This is a genomic window from Microbacterium sp. KSW4-4 (assembly GCF_023091185.1).
In the GTDB taxonomy this organism is placed as follows: domain Bacteria; phylum Actinomycetota; class Actinomycetes; order Actinomycetales; family Microbacteriaceae; genus Microbacterium; species Microbacterium paraoxydans.
Map to the genome: position 1 here is coordinate 317175 of NZ_JAHWXJ010000001.1, position 16828 is coordinate 334002.

General features: G+C 71.5%; 15 protein-coding genes and 1 tRNA gene. 11 read left to right on the top strand and 5 right to left on the bottom strand.

The window, feature by feature from the left end; translation table 11 throughout:
* Window positions 1–148: 148 nt before the first annotated feature.
* The 3 genes from pdhA to KZC57_RS01595 are packed head-to-tail and all read left to right on the top strand — an operon-like array spanning window position 149 to window position 3656.
* Window positions 149–1264, top strand: coding sequence for a pyruvate dehydrogenase (acetyl-transferring) E1 component subunit alpha (gene pdhA, locus KZC57_RS01585; protein WP_247641598.1), 1116 nt, complete (start codon window positions 149–151; stop codon window positions 1262–1264).
* A gap of 2 nt (window positions 1265–1266) precedes the next feature.
* Window positions 1267–2277: an alpha-ketoacid dehydrogenase subunit beta gene (locus KZC57_RS01590; protein ID WP_105949812.1), complete on the top strand. Its 1011-nt coding sequence runs from the start codon at window positions 1267–1269 to the stop codon at window positions 2275–2277.
* Complete coding sequence (locus tag KZC57_RS01595; RefSeq protein ID WP_247640901.1) at window positions 2274–3656, top strand: dihydrolipoamide acetyltransferase family protein; 1383 nt, start codon at window positions 2274–2276, stop codon at window positions 3654–3656. The genes KZC57_RS01590 and KZC57_RS01595 overlap by 4 nt, the downstream gene beginning before the upstream one ends.
* Here the strand turns inward: KZC57_RS01595 and KZC57_RS01600 are convergent.
* The gene (locus KZC57_RS01600; protein WP_060921987.1) at window positions 3649–4251 is read right to left on the bottom strand and encodes a TetR/AcrR family transcriptional regulator; all 603 of its coding nucleotides are present in this window, start codon (window positions 4249–4251) and stop codon (window positions 3649–3651) included. The two genes, KZC57_RS01595 and KZC57_RS01600, sit on opposite strands and share 8 nt — an antisense overlap.
* Before the next feature lie 111 nt (window positions 4252–4362).
* Here KZC57_RS01600 and KZC57_RS01605 point away from each other — a divergent pair, with 111 nt between their 5' ends.
* From KZC57_RS01605 to KZC57_RS01625, 5 genes are read left to right on the top strand one after another with little or no spacing between them, the layout of a single operon-like run.
* Window positions 4363–5916, top strand: a complete 1554-nt coding sequence (locus tag KZC57_RS01605; protein WP_247641599.1) for a carboxyl transferase domain-containing protein — start codon at window positions 4363–4365, stop codon at window positions 5914–5916.
* Between the two features lie 5 nt (window positions 5917–5921).
* Window positions 5922–7856, top strand: coding sequence for a biotin carboxylase N-terminal domain-containing protein (locus KZC57_RS01610; RefSeq protein WP_247640902.1), 1935 nt, complete (start codon window positions 5922–5924; stop codon window positions 7854–7856).
* Window positions 7856–9004, top strand: coding sequence for an acyl-CoA dehydrogenase family protein (locus KZC57_RS01615; protein WP_281732358.1), 1149 nt, complete (start codon window positions 7856–7858; stop codon window positions 9002–9004). The genes KZC57_RS01610 and KZC57_RS01615 overlap by 1 nt, the downstream gene beginning before the upstream one ends.
* A gap of 15 nt (window positions 9005–9019) precedes the next feature.
* Complete coding sequence (locus KZC57_RS01620) at window positions 9020–9502, top strand: MaoC family dehydratase (RefSeq protein WP_374206607.1); 483 nt, start codon at window positions 9020–9022, stop codon at window positions 9500–9502.
* Window positions 9499–10305, top strand: coding sequence for a CoA ester lyase (locus KZC57_RS01625; RefSeq protein WP_105949816.1), 807 nt, complete (start codon window positions 9499–9501; stop codon window positions 10303–10305). Before KZC57_RS01620 ends, KZC57_RS01625 begins: the two co-directional genes overlap by 4 nt.
* Before the next feature lie 8 nt (window positions 10306–10313).
* On the opposite strand, the gene KZC57_RS01630 is transcribed toward KZC57_RS01625, so the two are convergent.
* Together KZC57_RS01630 and KZC57_RS01635 are read right to left on the bottom strand one after the other, a co-directional pair.
* On the bottom strand, window positions 10314–10901 hold the full coding sequence (locus KZC57_RS01630; protein WP_060922608.1) for a histidine phosphatase family protein: 588 nt from the start codon (window positions 10899–10901) through the stop codon (window positions 10314–10316).
* Window positions 10898–11737: a Sir2 family NAD-dependent protein deacetylase gene (locus KZC57_RS01635; RefSeq protein ID WP_247640905.1), complete on the bottom strand. Its 840-nt coding sequence runs from the start codon at window positions 11735–11737 to the stop codon at window positions 10898–10900. Before KZC57_RS01635 ends, KZC57_RS01630 begins: the two co-directional genes overlap by 4 nt.
* Window positions 11738–11802: 65 nt before the next feature.
* Here KZC57_RS01635 and KZC57_RS01640 point away from each other — a divergent pair, with 65 nt between their 5' ends.
* A complete protein-coding gene (locus KZC57_RS01640; RefSeq protein WP_247640906.1) occupies window positions 11803–12609 on the top strand; it encodes an RNA methyltransferase in 807 nt (268 codons plus the stop codon).
* 9 nt (window positions 12610–12618) lie between these two features.
* Here KZC57_RS01640 and KZC57_RS01645 read toward each other — a convergent pair whose 3' ends face one another.
* Window positions 12619–13446 carry an SGNH/GDSL hydrolase family protein gene (locus KZC57_RS01645; RefSeq protein ID WP_247640907.1) on the bottom strand — a complete coding sequence of 276 codons (828 nt, stop codon included), beginning with the start codon at window positions 13444–13446 and terminating at the stop codon, window positions 12619–12621.
* A gap of 146 nt (window positions 13447–13592) precedes the next feature.
* On the opposite strand from KZC57_RS01645, the gene KZC57_RS01650 reads away from it, so the two are divergent.
* Both KZC57_RS01650 and KZC57_RS01655 read left to right on the top strand, forming a co-directional pair.
* Window positions 13593–15335 carry a DEAD/DEAH box helicase gene (locus tag KZC57_RS01650; RefSeq protein WP_060922613.1) on the top strand — a complete coding sequence of 581 codons (1743 nt, stop codon included), beginning with the start codon at window positions 13593–13595 and terminating at the stop codon, window positions 15333–15335.
* 130 nt (window positions 15336–15465) lie between these two features.
* A complete protein-coding gene (locus KZC57_RS01655) occupies window positions 15466–16563 on the top strand; it encodes a VIT1/CCC1 family protein (RefSeq protein WP_060922604.1) in 1098 nt (365 codons plus the stop codon).
* A gap of 103 nt (window positions 16564–16666) precedes the next feature.
* On the opposite strand, the gene KZC57_RS01660 is transcribed toward KZC57_RS01655, so the two are convergent.
* A tRNA-Leu gene (locus KZC57_RS01660) sits at window positions 16667–16749 on the bottom strand.
* Window positions 16750–16828: the final 79 nt, after the last annotated feature.

A 16828-nucleotide genomic window follows, 5' to 3' on the forward strand; every position in this document is an offset into this window, starting at 1 on the left:
TATTGGAGAAAAATGAGCAACATGCTCAATCGGCATTCGGTTGCTTGAGCGAGGTGTTGACCGGACGTACCCTCAGACCATGCCGGTGATGACGCCGGCTCCATTGTGCGTCGCCCCACGAGGGCCGCCAGGGACGAGGAGGACGATGATGTCGCCGCAGACCACCCCCATCGCGGACACCGCCCAGGATCTGGAGCTCTCGGAGCGGATCCTCGCTCCGGACGGGACGCGCGTCGCGAACGCCCGCCTCGACCCGTTCGTCGCCGATGTCGACGCCGCGCAGCTGCGCGCCCTCCATCGCGACATGGTCATCCTCCGCCGCATCGACGCTGAGGGCGTCGCACTGCAGCGCCAGGGTCAGCTCGGGCTCTGGGCACCCTGCCAGGGACAGGAGGCCACACAGATCGGCACCGCCCGGGCCCTCGATCCGCAGGACTACGTCTTCCCGAGCTACCGCGAGACCGGCGTGATCTACGCCCGGGGCGCCGAGCCCGGCGACTACGTGCGCATGTGGCGCGGCGAGGAGGGGGCGGCCTACGATCCCGCGGCCCTGCGGGTCGCTCCGCTGCAGATCATCATCGGCGCCCAGACCCTGCACGCGGTCGGCTACGCCCTCGGCATCCGGCACGAGAACGCGCCGGAGGTCGCCGTGACCTACTTCGGGGACGGGGCGACCAGTCAGGGCGACGTCAACGAGGCGATGATCTTCGCCGCGTCGTACCAGGCGCCGGTCGTGTTCGTCTGTCAGAACAACCACTGGGCCATCTCCGAGCCGGTCACGGTGCAGTCGCAGTTTCCGATCGCGGGGCGTGCCCCCGGGTTCGGGATCCCGAGCCTGCGCGTGGACGGCAACGACGTCCTCGCCTGCCTGGCCGCGATGCGCTGGGCGCTGGAGCACGCGCGTTCCGGAAAGGGGCCGGCGTACATCGAAGCGGTGACGTACCGGATGGGTCCGCACACCACTGCGGACGACCCCACCCGGTACCGGGACGAGGCCGAGCTGGAGTCGTGGCGGCGCCGCGACCCCATCGCGCGCCTCGAGGCGTACCTCCGCGCCACCGGCGACCTCACCGCGGAGCACGTCGCCGAGACGCAGGCGGCTGCGGACGCCGTCGCCAAGGAGATGCGGGCGACCTGCCTCGGCATGGTCACCCGTCCGCCCCTGGCGGTCTTCGACGGCGTCTACGCCGAGCCGCACACGGGGCTGGAGCGGCAGCGCGACGAGTACGCCGCCCATCTCGCGTCGTTCGAGGGCGAGGCGTGACCATGACGGAGCTCACTCTCGGCAAGGCGCTCGGCGCCGGTCTCCGCCAGGCGATGCGCGACGACGAGAAGGTCGTGCTCCTGGGGGAGGACATCGGCAAGCTCGGCGGCGTCTTCCGGATCACGGACGGCCTCCTCGACGAGTTCGGGGCAGCCAGGGTCATCGACACGCCTCTCGCGGAGTCCGGGATCGTCGGCACGGCCGTCGGCCTCGCGTTCCGCGGCTACCGCCCGGTCGTCGAGATCCAGTTCGACGGGTTCGTCTACCCGGCCTTCGACCAGATCGTCTCCCAGGTCGCGAAGCTGCACTACCGCACCCAGGGGCGTGTGAAGATGCCGATCACCATTCGGATCCCCTGGGCCGGTGGCATCGGTGCCGCGGAGCATCACTCCGAGTCTCCGGAGGCGTACTTCGCGCACACCGCCGGCCTGCGGGTCGTCGCCGTCTCGAATCCGGAGGATGCCTATCGGAGCCTCCGGCAGGCGATCGCGTCGGACGACCCCGTCGTGTTCTTCGAGCCCAAGCGGCTCTATCACCACAAGGGCGAGGTCGACCTCGAAGCCCCGCTCGCGGACGCGCCGCCGATGGGACTCGCGCGGGTGGTACGCCCGGGCACCGACGTCACCGTCCTCACGTACGGGGCCATGGTGAGCACCGCCCTGCAGGCGGCGGAGGCCGCGGAAGACGAGGGCATCGCCCTGGAAGTGATCGATCTGCGGTCGCTCTCGCCGGTGGACTACGACTCCGTCGCCGCCTCGGTGCGGAAGACCGGGCGTGTGGTCGTGGCGCATGAGGCCTCCCGGGAAGCCGGACTCGCCGCGGAGGTCATCGCGAGCGTGACCGAACGCTGCTTCGAGTACCTGGAGTCCGCCCCGCTGCGGGTCACCGGCCACGACGTGCCGTACCCGCCGGCCAAGCTCGAGAAGTACCACCTTCCGGACCTCGACCGGATCCTCGATGCGGTCGACCGCGTGATGGATCGCCCGCACAGCCTGACGGGAGCTGACGCATGATCGCCGAATTCCGTCTTCCGGACCTCGGCGAAGGCCTCACCGAGGCCGAGGTCGTGCAATGGCTCGTCGCGCCCGGCGACAGCGTCGCGCTGAACCAGACCCTCGCGGAGGTCGAGACCGCCAAAGCGGTCGTCGAGCTGCCGTCGCCATACGAGGGCACGGTCTCGACCCTCCACGCGGACGCGGGAGAGACCGTCGCCGTGGGAGCGCCGCTGATCGCCTTCGACATCGAGGGCGACGACCCTCCGGCGGCGCCGTCCGGTGGCGAGCAGGAGGCTGCCGCGGAGAAGGCGCAGCCCAATCTCGTGGGCTACGGCGCCGCCCCGACCTCGAGCGGGCGCCCCGCGCGCCGGGCGCGACGCCGAGGCGCTGCTGCCGACGGGGCCTCGGTGGCCGACACGGCCGTTCTCGAGGCGGCACCGCACGATGCGACGCCATCGGTCGCGGTCGAGCCCGTTCTGGAGCGACCACGGTCCACCCCTCCGGTGCGCGCCTACGCCAAACGACAGGGCGTCGACCTCGTCCTCGTCGCCGCCGCCGTCGGGGACCGTGTGATCACGAGAGCGGATGTGGATGCCTACGCCGAGCGCGTCGGAGCGGAGCCGTCACGGCCCGCGGGGACGTCTGAGCGCGAGACCACCGCGGCATCCGGAATCCTCCCGCGCGCGGAGGGGAGGCCGCGGGAGACGCGCATCCCGATCCGCGGGGTCCGCAAGCACACGGCGGCGGCGATGGTGCAGAGCGCCTTCACCGCCCCGCACGTCACGGTGTTCCACACGGTCGATGTGACCGCGACCATGGAGATGCTGGCACGCCTCCGCGAGGACCGAGCGCTCGCGGAGCACCGGATCGGCCCGCTCGCCGTCGTCGCGAAGGCGGTCTGCCTCGCCCTGCGCCGTGCTCCGGGCCTGAACGCGCGGTGGGATGAGGAGTCCGGGGAGATCGTCGAGTACGGCTTCGTCGACCTGGGCATCGCCGCCGCGACCGACCGTGGTCTCATCGTGCCGATGATCCGGGACGCGGAGCGGATGAATCTGGTGGAGCTGTCCGCAGCGATCCGTGCGCTCGCGGAGACCGCGCGTGCGGGGAAGACCTCGCCGGCCGAACTCGCCGGAGGTACGTTCTCACTGTCGAACATCGGGGTGTTCGGGGTGGACGCCGGAACGCCGATCCTCCCGCCGGGGCAGTCCGGCATCCTCGCGGTCGGCGCCGTGCGTCGGCAGCCGTGGGAGTACCGCGGGGAGATCGCGCTGCGTCAGCTCATGACGCTGAGCCTGTCCTTCGACCACCGCCTCGTGGACGGGGCCGAGGGCGCGACGTTCCTCAAGGACGTGGCGGACATCCTCGAGGATCCGGGGCGGGCGATGCTACTCAGCTAGCGGCGCGCAGCGCGGCCTCGGCCATCGCGACCAGCACGGTCGCGGTGGCCGTGTGTCTTCTCGTCGCGGCGCGGGTGCTGTGCGGGGTCGAGTTGATGAGACCGAAGCACGCCTGCACGCGCAGCCGCAGTTCGTCGCGGTCGAGGGGCTCCGGACGATCGAGGGCGGCGAGCGCATCCATCCAGAGCTCGATGTAGGCGCGCTGCAGGCGACGGACCTCGGCGCGGTCGTCGTCGTCGAGGAAGGCGAGGTCGCGGTCCTGCACCTGGATCACCTCGGCGTTGCCCAGCGCGAACTCGACATGGAAGCGGATGAGTCCGCGCATCCGCTCGTCGGCTGCCGTCGTCTCCGCGGACACGCGTCGTCCGCCCGCGACGAGATCCTGACTGACCTTGACCAGGACCGCGCCGAGAAGGGCCTGCTTCCCGGCGAAGTGGCGGTACACCGCGGGGCCGGACACGCCGACGGCGGCGCCGATGTCCTCCAGGCTCACGCCGCTGTACCCGCGCGCGGCGAAGAGCCGTGCCGCGGCGTGCAGAAGCGCGTCGGAGCGTTCCGCTTTGGCGCGGTCGCGGGCGGTGGCGGGGCTTGTCATCTCAGTTAATCCTCGCTAACCTGAATCAACGGGTTAGTGAACACTAACCGAGAATGCATGCAGCGCGCCAGGTTCCCGCCCGGCGCGACGTGGGTCGAGGAGGACGTCACGATGCCGGCAACCCAGGAAGCGCTCGCCCAGCAGCTCCGCGACCGTCTCGCCGCGGCAGCGCAGGGCGGGCCGTCCGCCTCCCGTGAGCGCCACGTCGCCCGCGGCAAGCTGCTGCCGCGCGACAGGGTGGCGCGCCTCCTCGATGAGGACAGTCCGTTCCTCGAGGTCGCGCCGCTCGCGGCCGACGGCCTGTACGGCGGCGAGGCACCCGGGGCCGGTGTCATCGCGGGTATCGGCCTGGTCCACGGCCGGCACGTGATGGTGGTCTGCAACGACGCCACCGTGAAGGGCGGGACCTACTATCCGCTCACCGTGAAGAAGCATCTGCGGGCGCAGGAGATCGCCCTCGAGAACCGCTTGCCCTGCCTCTACCTCGTCGACTCGGGTGGCGCCTTCCTTCCTCGCCAGGATGAGGTGTTCCCGGATCGGGAGCACTTCGGACGGATCTTCTTCAACCAGGCGCGGCTGTCCGCGCAGGGCATCCCGCAGCTCGCGGCGGTCCTCGGCTCGTGCACGGCCGGAGGCGCCTACGTTCCGGCGATGAGCGACGAGACCGTCATCGTCCGTGGACAGGGCACGATCTTCCTGGGCGGGCCGCCGCTGGTGAAGGCGGCGATCGGCGAGGTGGTCACGGCGGAGGAGCTCGGGGGAGGGGAGCTGCACGCCCGTCGCAGCGGCGTCGTGGATCACCTGGCCGACGACGACGAGCACGCCCTGGAGATCCTCCGCGACATCGTCGCCACGCTGCCGCCGCCGCTCGCCCCGGCCTGGGACGTCGGGGAGAGCCGTGCCCAGGCGGAGGCCGGCTCCCTGTATGACGTCGTTCCGGTGGACGTCAACGCCTCCTACGACGTGCGCGAGGTCATCGCGCGCCTCGTCGACGGCGACACCTTCCACGAGTTCAAGGCCGAATACGGCACCACCCTGGTGACGGGCTTCGCGCGGCTGCACGGCCACCCCGTCGGCATCGTCGCGAACAACGGCGTCCTGTTCAGCGAGTCGGCGCTCAAGGGTGCGCATTTCATCGAGCTCTGCGATCAGCGCGGCATCCCGCTGCTCTTCCTGCAGAACATCACCGGCTTCATGGTCGGGTCTGACGCGGAAGCCGGTGGCATCGCGAAGGACGGGGCGAAGATGGTCACGGCCGTCGCGACCACCCGCGTCCCGAAGCTGACCGTCATCATCGGCGGCTCCTTCGGAGCGGGCAACTACTCGATGTGCGGACGTGCGTACTCTCCGCGGTTCCTGTGGACCTGGCCGGCGAGTCGGATCTCGGTCATGGGCGGAGCACAGGCCGCCTCGGTGCTCGCCACCGTGAAGGACGACCAGCTGTCGGCGCGCGGCGAGTCGTGGACCGCGGAGGAGCGGGCGGCGTTCGAGGAGCCGATCCGGGCGCAGTACGAGGAACAGGGCGAGCCGTACTACGCGACCGCGCGGCTGTGGGACGACGGCATCGTCGACCCGGAGCAGACCCGCGACCTCCTGGGCCTCGCTCTGGACGTCGTCGCCCGCAGCCCCCTGCCCGAGCCGCGCTTCGGCGTCTTCCGGATGTGAGCCCCATGTCGCACTCGCCTTCCCTCTCGTTCTCCTCGGTCCTCGTCGCGAACCGCGGGGAGATCGCGCGCCGGATCATCCGGACCCTCCGCGACCTCGGCATCCGCAGCATCGCGGTCTACAGCGACGCGGACGCGGACGCGCCGCACGTCCGCGAGGCGGATGCCGCCGTGCGGATCGGTCCGGCACCGGCCGCGGAGTCGTACCTCGACATCGATGCCGTCATCGCGGCGGCTCGTGCCTCCGGAGCGGAGGCCGTCCATCCCGGCTACGGATTCCTCTCCGAGAGCGTCGGGCTCGCACAGGCGTGTGCGGAGAGCGGCATCGTCTTCATCGGCCCCACCGTCGAGGCTCTGCAGATCATGGGCGACAAGGCGCGAGCCCGTGAGCACGTGAGCCGCAGCGGCGTGCCCGTGGTGCCGGGCTTCGACGCGCGCGGGCTGTCCGACGCGGAGATCCGTGAGGAGGCGGAGGCGGTCGGATTCCCCCTCCTGGTGAAGCCGAGCGCGGGCGGCGGTGGGAAGGGCATGGAGGTCGTCGCCGACAGCACGGGTCTGGCGAGCGCGCTCAGCTCCGCCCAACGGGTCGCGGCATCCGCCTTCGGCGACGACGCGCTCATCCTGGAGCGTCTCATCCGCCGACCGCGACACATCGAGGTGCAGGTGTTCGGCGACGTCCACGGCACCGTCGTGGCGCTCGGCGAGCGCGAGTGCACGCTCCAGCGGCGTCATCAGAAGGTGATCGAGGAGGCGCCGTCCGCCGGGATCCCGTCCGCGACCCGCGACCGGCTGCTCGCAGCGGCGGTGCGGGCAGCGGAGAGCGTCGCCTACGTCGGGGCCGGCACCGTGGAGTTCCTCGTCGACGCGGACGCCCCGGAATACGTCTTCTTCATCGAGATGAACACCCGGCTGCAGGTGGAGCATCCGGTGACCGAGGAGGTCACCGGACTCGACCTCGTCGCGCTGCAGCTGCGCATGGCCGATGGACAGCCGCTCGACCTCGAGCCCCGCACGACCGGTCATGCCGTGGAGGCGCGGGTGTACGCCGAGTCGCCGGAACGCGGGTTCCTCCCCTCGACGGGGACCGTGGTGCTCTTCGAGGCGCCTCCGGGCGTCCGGGTGGATGCGGCCGTCGAGTCCGGGAGCGTGGTGAGCGGGTTCTACGACCCGATGATCGCGAAGGTCATCGCGTGGGCGGAAGACAGGGAGACGGCGCTGCAGCGCCTGGACGACGCTCTCGCGCGCACCGTGGTGCTCGGCGTGGAGACCAACATCGCGTTCCTGCGCCGGCTGCTCCAGGACCGCCGTCTGCGCGAGGGAGACCTCGACACCGGCCTCATCGAGACCCTGCTCCCGCTCGCACCGATGCCTCCGTCGGCGGCGCAGCTCGCGGCGGCCGCCGGCGTGGTGCAGAACCGCCCCGAGGCGGTCACCGCGCGGGAGGGAGCCGGCCCGCTGTGGCAGAGCCTTCCGGGATGGCGTCTCGGGGCCGCGCCGCACGCCCCCGAACCCGTCACCCTGCTCACCGACGACGACGAGATCGTGCGCGCGACGCCGCCCCTGATGCGCTCCGACCGGGTGCACGCGGCCCGCGACGCCGAGGGCGCGATATGGGTCAGCGAGGAAGGACGGACGCTCCGGCTGCGTCCCCTGGACCGCCGCGGCCGGATGCGCAGGCGCCTCGCCGCCGCGGAACGCGAGGCCAGGGCCTCGGAACCAGAGGCGCGCGCGCCCATGCCCGGCGGCGTCGTGGCCGTTCACGTCGAGGACGGGGCGGCGGTCCGGGCGGGAGCGCCTCTCGTCGCGATCGAGGCGATGAAGATGGAGCACCCCGTGCTCGCGCCGCACGACGGCGTGGTGCGGCTGCTGGTCGCGGTCGGCGACCAGGTGCGGCGCGACCAACCGGTCGCCCGCGTGACGATGACGGAGGAGGACCGATGATGCACGATCTCACCGAGGAGGAGCGCGAGCTCGCCGCGATGGTACGCGAGTTCGCGGACACGGTCGTCGCGCCGCAGTCGTACGAGGCGGATCGCACGCACACGCTCTCCATGGAGGTCGTGCGGCAGATGGGCGAGCTCGGCCTCTTCGGACTGCCTTTCCCCGAGGAGTACGGCGGGCAGGGCGGCGACTACATGGCGCTGGGCCTCGCGATCGAAGCCCTGGGGCGCGTCGATCAGTCGATCGCGATCACCCTGGAGGCGGGGGTGAGCCTCGGAGCCATGCCCGTCTTCCGCTTCGGCACCGAGGAGCAGAAGCGCGAGCTGCTGCCGGATCTCCTCGCCGGACGCGCCCTGGCCGGGTTCGGGCTCACCGAGCCCGAGGCGGGAAGCGATGCGGGGGCGACGCGGACGACGGCGCGGCTCGACGGCGACGAGTGGGTGATCGACGGCTCCAAGCAGTTCATCACCAACTCGGGCACTCCGATCACCCGGTTCGTGACGGTCACCGCGGTCACCGGCCAGAGCGAGGGGCGCAAGGAGATCTCGACGATCATCGTCCCGAACGGAACTCCGGGATTCACCGTCGAACCGCCCTACGACAAGGTGGGGTGGAACGCGTCGGACACCCATCCGCTGACGTTCGACGGAGCGCGGGTGCCGGCGGACAATCTCCTCGGCGAGCGGGGGAGCGGGTTCCGCAACTTCCTCAGCATCCTGGACGAGGGCCGCATCGCGATCGCCGCTCTGTCGACCGGCGCCGCGGAGGGGTGCCTGGAGGCGGCGGTCGAGTACGCCAAGAGCCGCACCATCTTCGGCAGCGCCCTCAGCACGCGGCAGAACGCCCAGTTCACGCTGGCACGGATGCGGGCGCGCGTGCACACCGCGCGGCTCGCCTGGCACCACGCCGCACGCCTCCGTGACGCCGGAGGCGCGTTCGCCGAGCAGGCGGCGATCGCGAAGCTCGTCGCGGGCGAGGCCGCGATGGACAACGCCCGTGACGCGACGCAGATCTTCGGCGGCAACGGGTTCATGAACGAGTTCCCGGTGGCGCGCCACTACCGCGACTCCAAGATCCTCGAGATCGGCGAGGGGACCACGGAGGTCCAGCTCCTCGTGATCGCCAGGGCGCTCGGGCTCGCCCGGTAGCGTGGAGGCATGACCATGCGCGAGGTCGTGCAGCGCGGCCTGTACTACGAGGAGTTCGAGACCGACGTCCGGTACGTGCACCGCCCCGGTCGCACGGCCACGGAAGCGGACAACGTCCTCTTCACGACGCTGACGATGAACACCCAGGCGCTGCATCTGGACGCCGCGTTCGCCGATGCCCAGGAGCCCTTCCACGCGCGCCTCATGAACTCCATGTGGACGCTGTCGACGATGGTGGGCTCCTCCGTCGCCCAGCTGACACAGGGGACGCTGGTGGCGCAGCTCGGCCTCGGCGACATCGCCTTCCCGCATCCGCTGTTCGCCGGGGACACGCTCACGACCGAGAGCGTCGTCGTCGACAAGCGGCTCTCGTCGTCCCGCCCCGGCCAGGGCATCGTGCAGATCGCGCACACCGGACGCAATCAGGACGGCACCGTGGTCGCGATCGCCGTCCGCACGGTGCTGGTGCGCTGCCGGCCGGAGGAGGACGCCGCATGACCTTCGACCTCGGCCCTGCCCTGCTGTTCTGCCCGGCGGACCGCCCGGAGCGCTTCGCGAAGGCCCAGGAACGGGCGGATGCCGTGATCCTCGACCTGGAGGACGCCGTGCTGCCGGAGGCGAAGAGCGAGGCCCGCGAGAACATCGTCGCCGCGGACCTCGACCCCGCGCGCGTCATCGTGCGGGTGAACGCCCCGGACTCCGCGGCCTTCGCGGACGACCTCGAGGCGTTGGCTCGCTCGCCGTTCCGGACCGTGATGGTGGCGAAGACGGAGAGCGCGGAGAGCCTGGACGCCTTCGACGCGGACTACTCGCTCCTCGCGCTGTGCGAGACGGCGCGCGGGATCCATGCGGCGCCCGAGATCGCCGCGCACCCGGCGGTCGCCGGACTGATGTGGGGCGCGGAGGATCTGGTGGCCTCCCTCGGCGGCACCTCGTCCCGCAACGCGGAGGGTCGCTACCGTGACATCGCGCGCTACGCCCGTTCCCGGGTGCTCCTGGAGGCCGGTGCGCACGGCAAGGCGGCGATCGACGCGGTGCACGTCGACATCGGCGACACCGCGGGGCTCGAGCGGGAGGCGGAGGATGCGGCGGCGTCCGGGTTCCGGGCGACGGCATGCATCCATCCGAGTCAGGTCGCGGTGATCCGGGCGGCGTATGCCCCGGACGCCGAGACCGTGGCATGGGCGCGCGAGGTCCTCGCCGCTGCGGCGCAGGAACGCGGTGTGTTCCGCTTCCAGGGGCGCATGGTGGACGAGCCCGTCCTGCGCCACGCGCGCGCCGTGGTCTCCCGCGCCGGCTGACCGTCCCGTCAGAGGACGGGCGTTTCCTCGAGCAGCCGGAGATAGCCGGGTGCCGCGACGAACCGGTGCGCGGAGCCGTTGCGCAGCACCTCGCCGTCGCGGGGGAGCGTGCCGCCGGAGACGTGGTCGATGACGGCGCGGATGACGCCGCCGTGGGTCACCACGAGCACCGACTCCGCCTGCGGCGCCGACCTCCGCCGGGCGTCGCGCGCAATGCGGTGCAGCGCGGCGATGGCGCGGACGCCGACCTCGTGCAGCGACTCCGCCCCCGGGACCTCGGCGTGCCAGTCGCCGTAGGTCGAGATGTAGTCGGGGACGAGCATGCCCTCCCCGTCGCCGAACTCCCGCTCCCGGATGTCGGGGACCACGCCCGCGATCTCCAAGCCCAGACGCTCGGCGATGATGCCGGCGGTCTCGCTCGCCCGCACGAGCGGGCTCGTGTAGACGGCATGGTGCGTCGTGCCGGCGAGTTTCTCGGCCGCCCACCGTGCGTCTTCGCGGCCCGTCTCGTTCAGAGGGATGTCGGTCGACCCCTGGATGCGGCGGGCGAGGTTCCAGTCGGTCTGACCGTGGCGGATGAGGGTGAGATAGGTCACGAGAGCATCTCCTGCAGGGCGGGGAGCACGTCGCTGGTGCCGGCGGCGATGGTGACATCCGCCCAGGCGTCCGCGCGGGTCGGCTCGCGATTGACGATGATCAGGGGGATGCCACGCCGACGCGCACGGTTCACGAGCCGCACGCCGGAGTTCACGACGAGAGAGGAGCCGGCCACGATGAGCGCATCGCTGGAGCGCAGCAACGACTCCGCGGCACGGAAGCGGTCCTGCGGCACGTACTCTCCGAAGAACACCACGTCGGGCTTGAGCATGCCCTCGCACACGGTGCAGCTCGGGATCACGAAGCCCTCGGTGCTCTCCGGGAGCACGTCGCCGTCCGGGGCCAGCGCCACGTTCTCCGGAACCGTGATCCAGGGATTGCGCGCCTCGATCTGCACGGCGATGTCGCGACGGTCGAACACCTGGCCGCAGTGCAGGCAGAGCACGCGGCGCATGGTCCCGTGCACCTCGATGACGTGCGAGCTGCCCGCGCGGAGGTGCAGGCCGTCGACGTTCTGCGTGATGACGCCCGAGACGACACCTCTGGACTCCATCTCCGCGAGGGCTCGGTGGCCGGGATTCGGGGCGGCCTGGGCGAAGGCGCGCCACCCGAGGTGCCCGCCGACCCAGTAGCGACGCCGCGCCGCCTCGTCGCCGAGGTAGGTCTGGATCGTCATGGGATCGCTACGGGTGCGCGCCCCCTCGCCGCGGTAGGCGGGGATGCCCGAGTCGGTCGAGATGCCGGCGCCGGTGAGGAGGGCGATCCGCTTGCCGCGCAGCAGGTCGGCGGCGTGGGAGAGCTCGGCCGACGGCTCGGCGGTGTTCGTCACGCTCACAGGACCTCCTCGCTCGAGTCTACGGGGCGTGGGGTGGGCGAGAACCGGGATGGCAGAGTGGAGCGGTGGACCTCGAGCATGTGACCGACATCGACGACCCGCGGCTGGACGACTACCGCGGCCTCACCGACACCGCCCTCCGCGCCGTCCGCGAGCCCGCGGAGGGACTCTACATCGCCGAGACCGCCAAGGTGATCGAGCGTGCGCTGGCCGCCGGGCACGAACCCCGATCGGTGCTGGTCTCGGCCCGGCGCGTCGACGAGGTACGGCGCATCCTGGGGGACCGCGCCGTCCCGGTGCTCGTGGTCCCGGACGAGGTCGCGGAACAGGTCACCGGCTATCAGGTGCACCGAGGGGCCCTCGCCGCGATGCACCGCCCGGCTCTGGCGCCGGTCGCGGACGTGGTGCGCGACGCACGGCTGGTGCTGGTCCTGGAGGACCTCGGCGATCACACCAACGTCGGTGCGGCCTTCCGTGCCGCCGCCGGGTTGGGGGCGGATGCGGTGCTCGTGTCGGCGCGCTGCGCCGACCCGCTCTACCGTCGCAGCGTCCGGGTGAGCATGGGCACGGTGTTCCAGGTGCCCTGGACCCGGATCGACGAGTGGTCCTCGGCGGTCTCGGATCTTCGTGAGCAGGGCTTCGACATCGCCGCCCTCGCACTCAGCGACACAGCCGTGGATCTCCGGCTGTATGCGGCACAGCGGCCGGAGAAGGTGGCGCTGCTCTTCGGCGCGGAGGGAGACGGTCTCACGCGGACCGCCCTCGACAGTGCGGACACGGTGGTGACGATCCCGATGGCCGGCGGCGTGGATTCGCTCAATGTCGCCTCGGCCGCCGCCGTCGCGCTGTGGGCACTCGCTCCCGTGGAGTGAGAGTGCGCGTCACTCCTTGCCGGGGAGGATGACCGGGGAGGGCTCGGGGCGCTTGGCAGCGATGTGGTCGCCGGACGACTGGTGGCGCAGCCGGCGGAGCACCCAGGGCACGAGGTGCTCCCTCGCCCAGCCGAGGTCTTCGCTGCGGGCGGCACGCCAGGTCCGCAGCGGCAGCGGCTCGGGCTGCATGGCCTCGAGGTCGTTCGGAACGTTGAGGGCGCGGAGCACCATCCGCGCGACCTCGTGGTGGCCGAGCGCGTTGTAGTGCAGGCGATCGTCGTCGAAGAATCGCGCATCCTGCACGACCTTCAGTGCCCACTGGTCCGCGACGATGCAGTCGTGGCGCTCCGCGATCGCGCGGACGTTCTCGTTGTAGATCGCGACTTTGCCGCGGAAGGGACGGAACACCGGCGTGAACCCCGTGTCGATGCCGGTGAACACGACCACGGCCGCGCCGGTGGACGACAGGCGCGCCACCGCGTCCTCCAGCTGTGCGGCGATGGCGTCCGGGTCGGTGCCGGGGCGGATGACGTCGTTGCCGCCGGCGCAGATCGAGATGAGGTCGGGGTGCAGCGCGACGGCGGGCTCCACCTGATCGGCGACGATCTGCGCGATGAGCTTCCCTCGGACGGCGAGGTTGGCATAGGCGAAATCGTCGACCTGCTGGGCGAGCACCTCGGCGACGCGATCGGCCCAGCCGCGGTGACCCCCGGGGGCCGCCGGGTCCGGGTCTCCGATGCCCTCGGTGAACGAGTCGCCGATCGCGACGAACCGGCGCCAGGGGTGCGGGGTCTCGTTCGCGACGTACGGGGTCCTGGTCGATTCCTGATCGCTCATCCGGCTCTCCTTCGCGAAGGCGTGCGCGCACGATGGTGACCGCCGCGCAGTGACCGAGCCTACCCGTGCCGGCGCTCAGGAAGGGGGACGCGCGCGGCGTCGCGGCGGATGCCCCGGTGTCGGTGGGAGCGATTATCGTGGAGTCGATGCTCTCTCCGTCCTTCCCTCAGCGCGCCCCGTGGGGAACGGCGAACAAGCTGCGGGCATGGCAGCAGGAGGCTCTGGACGCGTACTTCCAGGCCGACCAGCGTGACTTCCTCGTGGCCGCCACACCGGGCGCCGGCAAGACCACGTTCGCGCTCACCCTCGCGGTCGAGCTCATGCGCATGGGGGAGGTGAACCGCGTCATCGTCGTGGCCCCCACGGAGCACCTGAAGACGCAGTGGGCCGATGCCGCCGCGCGCGTGCACATCCGTCTCGACCCGCGCTTCCGCAACAGCGACTGGGCTCCGGCACGGCACTATCACGGGGTCGTGGTGACGTATGCCCAGGTCGCCGCGAAGTCGTCGGTGCATCGCCACCTCACCGAGGACGCGAAGACCCTGGTCATCCTCGATGAGGTGCACCACGGCGGCGACGCCCTGAGCTGGGGCGACGCGATCCGGGATGCCTACGGGCCGGCGAAGCGCCGACTGCTGCTCTCCGGGACCCCGTTCCGGAGCGATACGGCGCCGATCCCGTTCGTGGAGTACCTCCCGGACGAGACGGGGGCGCGGGTCTCCAGCACCGACTACGCCTACGGCTACGGCCGCGCTCTCGCCGACGGCGTCGTCCGTCCCGTGCTCTTCCACATGTACGCGGGGAAGATGCGCTGGCGCACGAGCGCCGGCGACGAGCTCGAGACCCACCTCGGGCAGGACAACACGAAGGACGTCACATCGCAGGCATGGCGCACGGCCCTCGACCCCGAGGGCGACTGGATGCCGGCCGTGCTCTCCGCCGCCGACCGCCGCCTCACCGAGATCCGGCATCACATCCCCGACGCCGGCGGACTCGTGCTGGCCACGGATCAGACCGTCGCCCGGGCCTACGCCAACATCCTGCACAGCATCACGCGCGAGCAGCCGACGATCGTGCTCTCCGATGACGCCACCGCGTCCGAGCGGATCGAGAAGTTCTCCGAGGGCACCGCCCGGTGGATGGTCGCGGTGCGCATGGTGTCGGAGGGCGTCGACGTGCCGCGGCTCGCCGTCGGCGTCTACGCGACGTCGTCGTCCACCCCGCTGTTCTTCGCCCAGGCGATCGGCCGCTTCGTGCGCGCCCGCCGTCGCGGAGAGGCGGCGAGCGTCTTCCTCCCGCACGTCCCCGTGCTGATGAAGCTCGCGAACGAGATGGAGAAGCAGCGCGACCACGCGCTCGACCGGCAGTCCAAGGACGACGATGGCCTCGACGACTCGCTGCTGGAGAGCGCGAACCGCGAGGACGAGGCCTCCGACGCCCTGACCCAGGAGTTCAGCTACCAGGCGATCTCCTCCGTCGCGCACTTCGACCGCATGGTGTTCGACGGCAAGGAGTTCGGTCAGCTCGCCGAGCCGAACACGCCTGAGGAGGAGGAGTTCATCGGCTTCCCCGGCCTGCTCGAACCCGAGCATGTGCACGAGCTCCTCATGCAGCGGCAGGCCCGCCAGTCCCGGCATCGCGAGGTCCGGGAGGCCCAGGCCGAGCCGACGCAGACCACGACGCTGCCCGCACCGCTGCACCGCACCCTGCGCGAGCAGCGCCAGCTCCTGAACAGCTTGGTGGGCCTCTACGCGCGGCAGTCGGGCCAGCCGCACGGTGCCGTCCACGCCGAACTCCGTCGTATCTGCGGCGGCCCGGCGGTGGCGCAGGCGACCGTGACGCAGCTGCAGTCCCGCATCGAGGTACTGCGCAAACGCGTCCGCTCCTGATGGCGGCCTCGGCGCCGCTTCGGATCCCCGAAATGCTGGCAATCCGGGCCAGGACGCGGCCTTCGCGACACCCCGCGGATAGCGTGGAACGGTTGCCCGGACGCCGGGCACCGTGACACCTGGAGGTTCCATGACAGCCCCTGCCGCAGCCGATTCCACGGCCGCCGATCGACGGCGCTGGGCTCGCTATCTCGTCGAGGAGCGCGCCGAGGGCGCCGTCTATCAGCGCCTCGCGGCCCGCCGGTCGGGGGAGGAGCGGGCGATCCTGCTCGGGCTCGCCGAGGCCGAGCGCCGGCACGAGAAGCACTGGCTCGACCTTCTGGGCGGCGAACCGACGCGCCTGCCGCGGGCGGGAATCCGTTCCCGCTTCCTGGGGTGGATGGCCGGGCGCTTCGGCTCGATCTTCGTCCTCGCCCTCGCCCAGAGTGCCGAGGCCCGCTCCCCGTACGACGCCGAGCGCTGGGCCACCCCGGCCATGCGCGCCGACGAGAAGGTCCACCACGAGGTCGTCCGCGGCCTCGCCGCGCGGGGCCGTCGGCGCCTCTCGGGCTCCTTCCGCGCGGCCGTCTTCGGGGCGAACGACGGTCTCGTCAGCAACCTCGCCCTGGTACTCGGGATCGGCGCCACCGGCGTGAGCTCCGGCTTCGTGCTGTTCAGCGGTATCGCGGGTCTCCTCGCGGGCGCGCTGTCCATGGGAGCCGGGGAGTTCGTGTCGGTGCGATCACAGCGGGAACTCCTCACCGCCACCGAGGCGAACGAGGACGCCGCGGCGGCCGCGGCCGACCTCGACATCGACGAGAACGAGCTCGCGCTCGTGTACCGCGCCCGCGGCATGGACCACGGTGAATCCCTCGCCAGGGCCCGCCGCATCGTGCAGGCCGCCCAGGAGGGCGTCCGCCGGGCAGCCACGGGGCCGGTGGCCGTCCAGGGCGGGGACGCGCACGAGGTCGTCGGCAGCGACTGGACGGCGGCCATCTCCAGCTTCCTCCTCTTCGCCTCCGGCGCGATCATCCCCGTCCTGCCCTGGATCTTCGGCATGGAGGGCACCGCGGCGATCGTGCTCGCGCTCGTGCTCGTCGGCATCGCGCTGCTCAGCACCGGTGCGATGGTCGGCGTGCTCTCCGGAGGACCGCCGCTCCGGCGGGCCCTTCGGCAGCTCGCGATCGGCTTCGGCGCGGCGGCGGTGACCTACGCGCTGGGTCTGCTCTTCGGCGTCGGCGCGGTGTGACGGCGGTGCGGTCCCGCCTCGCGCGGGACCGCACCGGATCACCGTGACCGCAGCGGGAACGACGAAGGCCCCGGATCCGTGGATCCGGGGCCTTCGCTCTCTGTGCGCGGAGGGGGACTTGAACCCCCACGCCCTATCGGGCACTAGCACCTCAAGCTAGCGCGTCTACCATTCCGCCACCCGCGCAGGTGTTGGATTTGATCGTTGCCGACCGAAGAATGAGATTAGCACGTTCTCGGAGGCGTCTCGAACCGAGCGTGACGCC

Excerpts from the sequence above, each read along its gene's own strand:
- pdhA (WP_247641598.1), top strand. The coding sequence starts at position 149 with ATGTCGCCGCAGACCACCCCCATCGCGGACACCGCCCAGGATCTGGAG.
- KZC57_RS01590 (WP_105949812.1), top strand. The coding sequence starts at position 1,267 with ATGACGGAGCTCACTCTCGGCAAGGCGCTCGGCGCCGGTCTCCGCCAG.
- KZC57_RS01595 (WP_247640901.1), top strand. The coding sequence starts at position 2,274 with ATGATCGCCGAATTCCGTCTTCCGGACCTCGGCGAAGGCCTCACCGAG.
- KZC57_RS01600 (WP_060921987.1), bottom strand. The coding sequence starts at position 4,251 with ATGACAAGCCCCGCCACCGCCCGCGACCGCGCCAAAGCGGAACGCTCC.
- KZC57_RS01605 (WP_247641599.1), top strand. The coding sequence starts at position 4,363 with ATGCCGGCAACCCAGGAAGCGCTCGCCCAGCAGCTCCGCGACCGTCTC.
- KZC57_RS01610 (WP_247640902.1), top strand. The coding sequence starts at position 5,922 with ATGTCGCACTCGCCTTCCCTCTCGTTCTCCTCGGTCCTCGTCGCGAAC.
- KZC57_RS01615 (WP_281732358.1), top strand. The coding sequence starts at position 7,856 with ATGCACGATCTCACCGAGGAGGAGCGCGAGCTCGCCGCGATGGTACGC.
- KZC57_RS01620 (WP_374206607.1), top strand. The coding sequence starts at position 9,020 with ATGCGCGAGGTCGTGCAGCGCGGCCTGTACTACGAGGAGTTCGAGACC.
- KZC57_RS01625 (WP_105949816.1), top strand. The coding sequence starts at position 9,499 with ATGACCTTCGACCTCGGCCCTGCCCTGCTGTTCTGCCCGGCGGACCGC.
- KZC57_RS01645 (WP_247640907.1), bottom strand. The coding sequence starts at position 13,446 with ATGAGCGATCAGGAATCGACCAGGACCCCGTACGTCGCGAACGAGACC.
- KZC57_RS01650 (WP_060922613.1), top strand. The coding sequence starts at position 13,593 with ATGCTCTCTCCGTCCTTCCCTCAGCGCGCCCCGTGGGGAACGGCGAAC.
- KZC57_RS01655 (WP_060922604.1), top strand. The coding sequence starts at position 15,466 with ATGACAGCCCCTGCCGCAGCCGATTCCACGGCCGCCGATCGACGGCGC.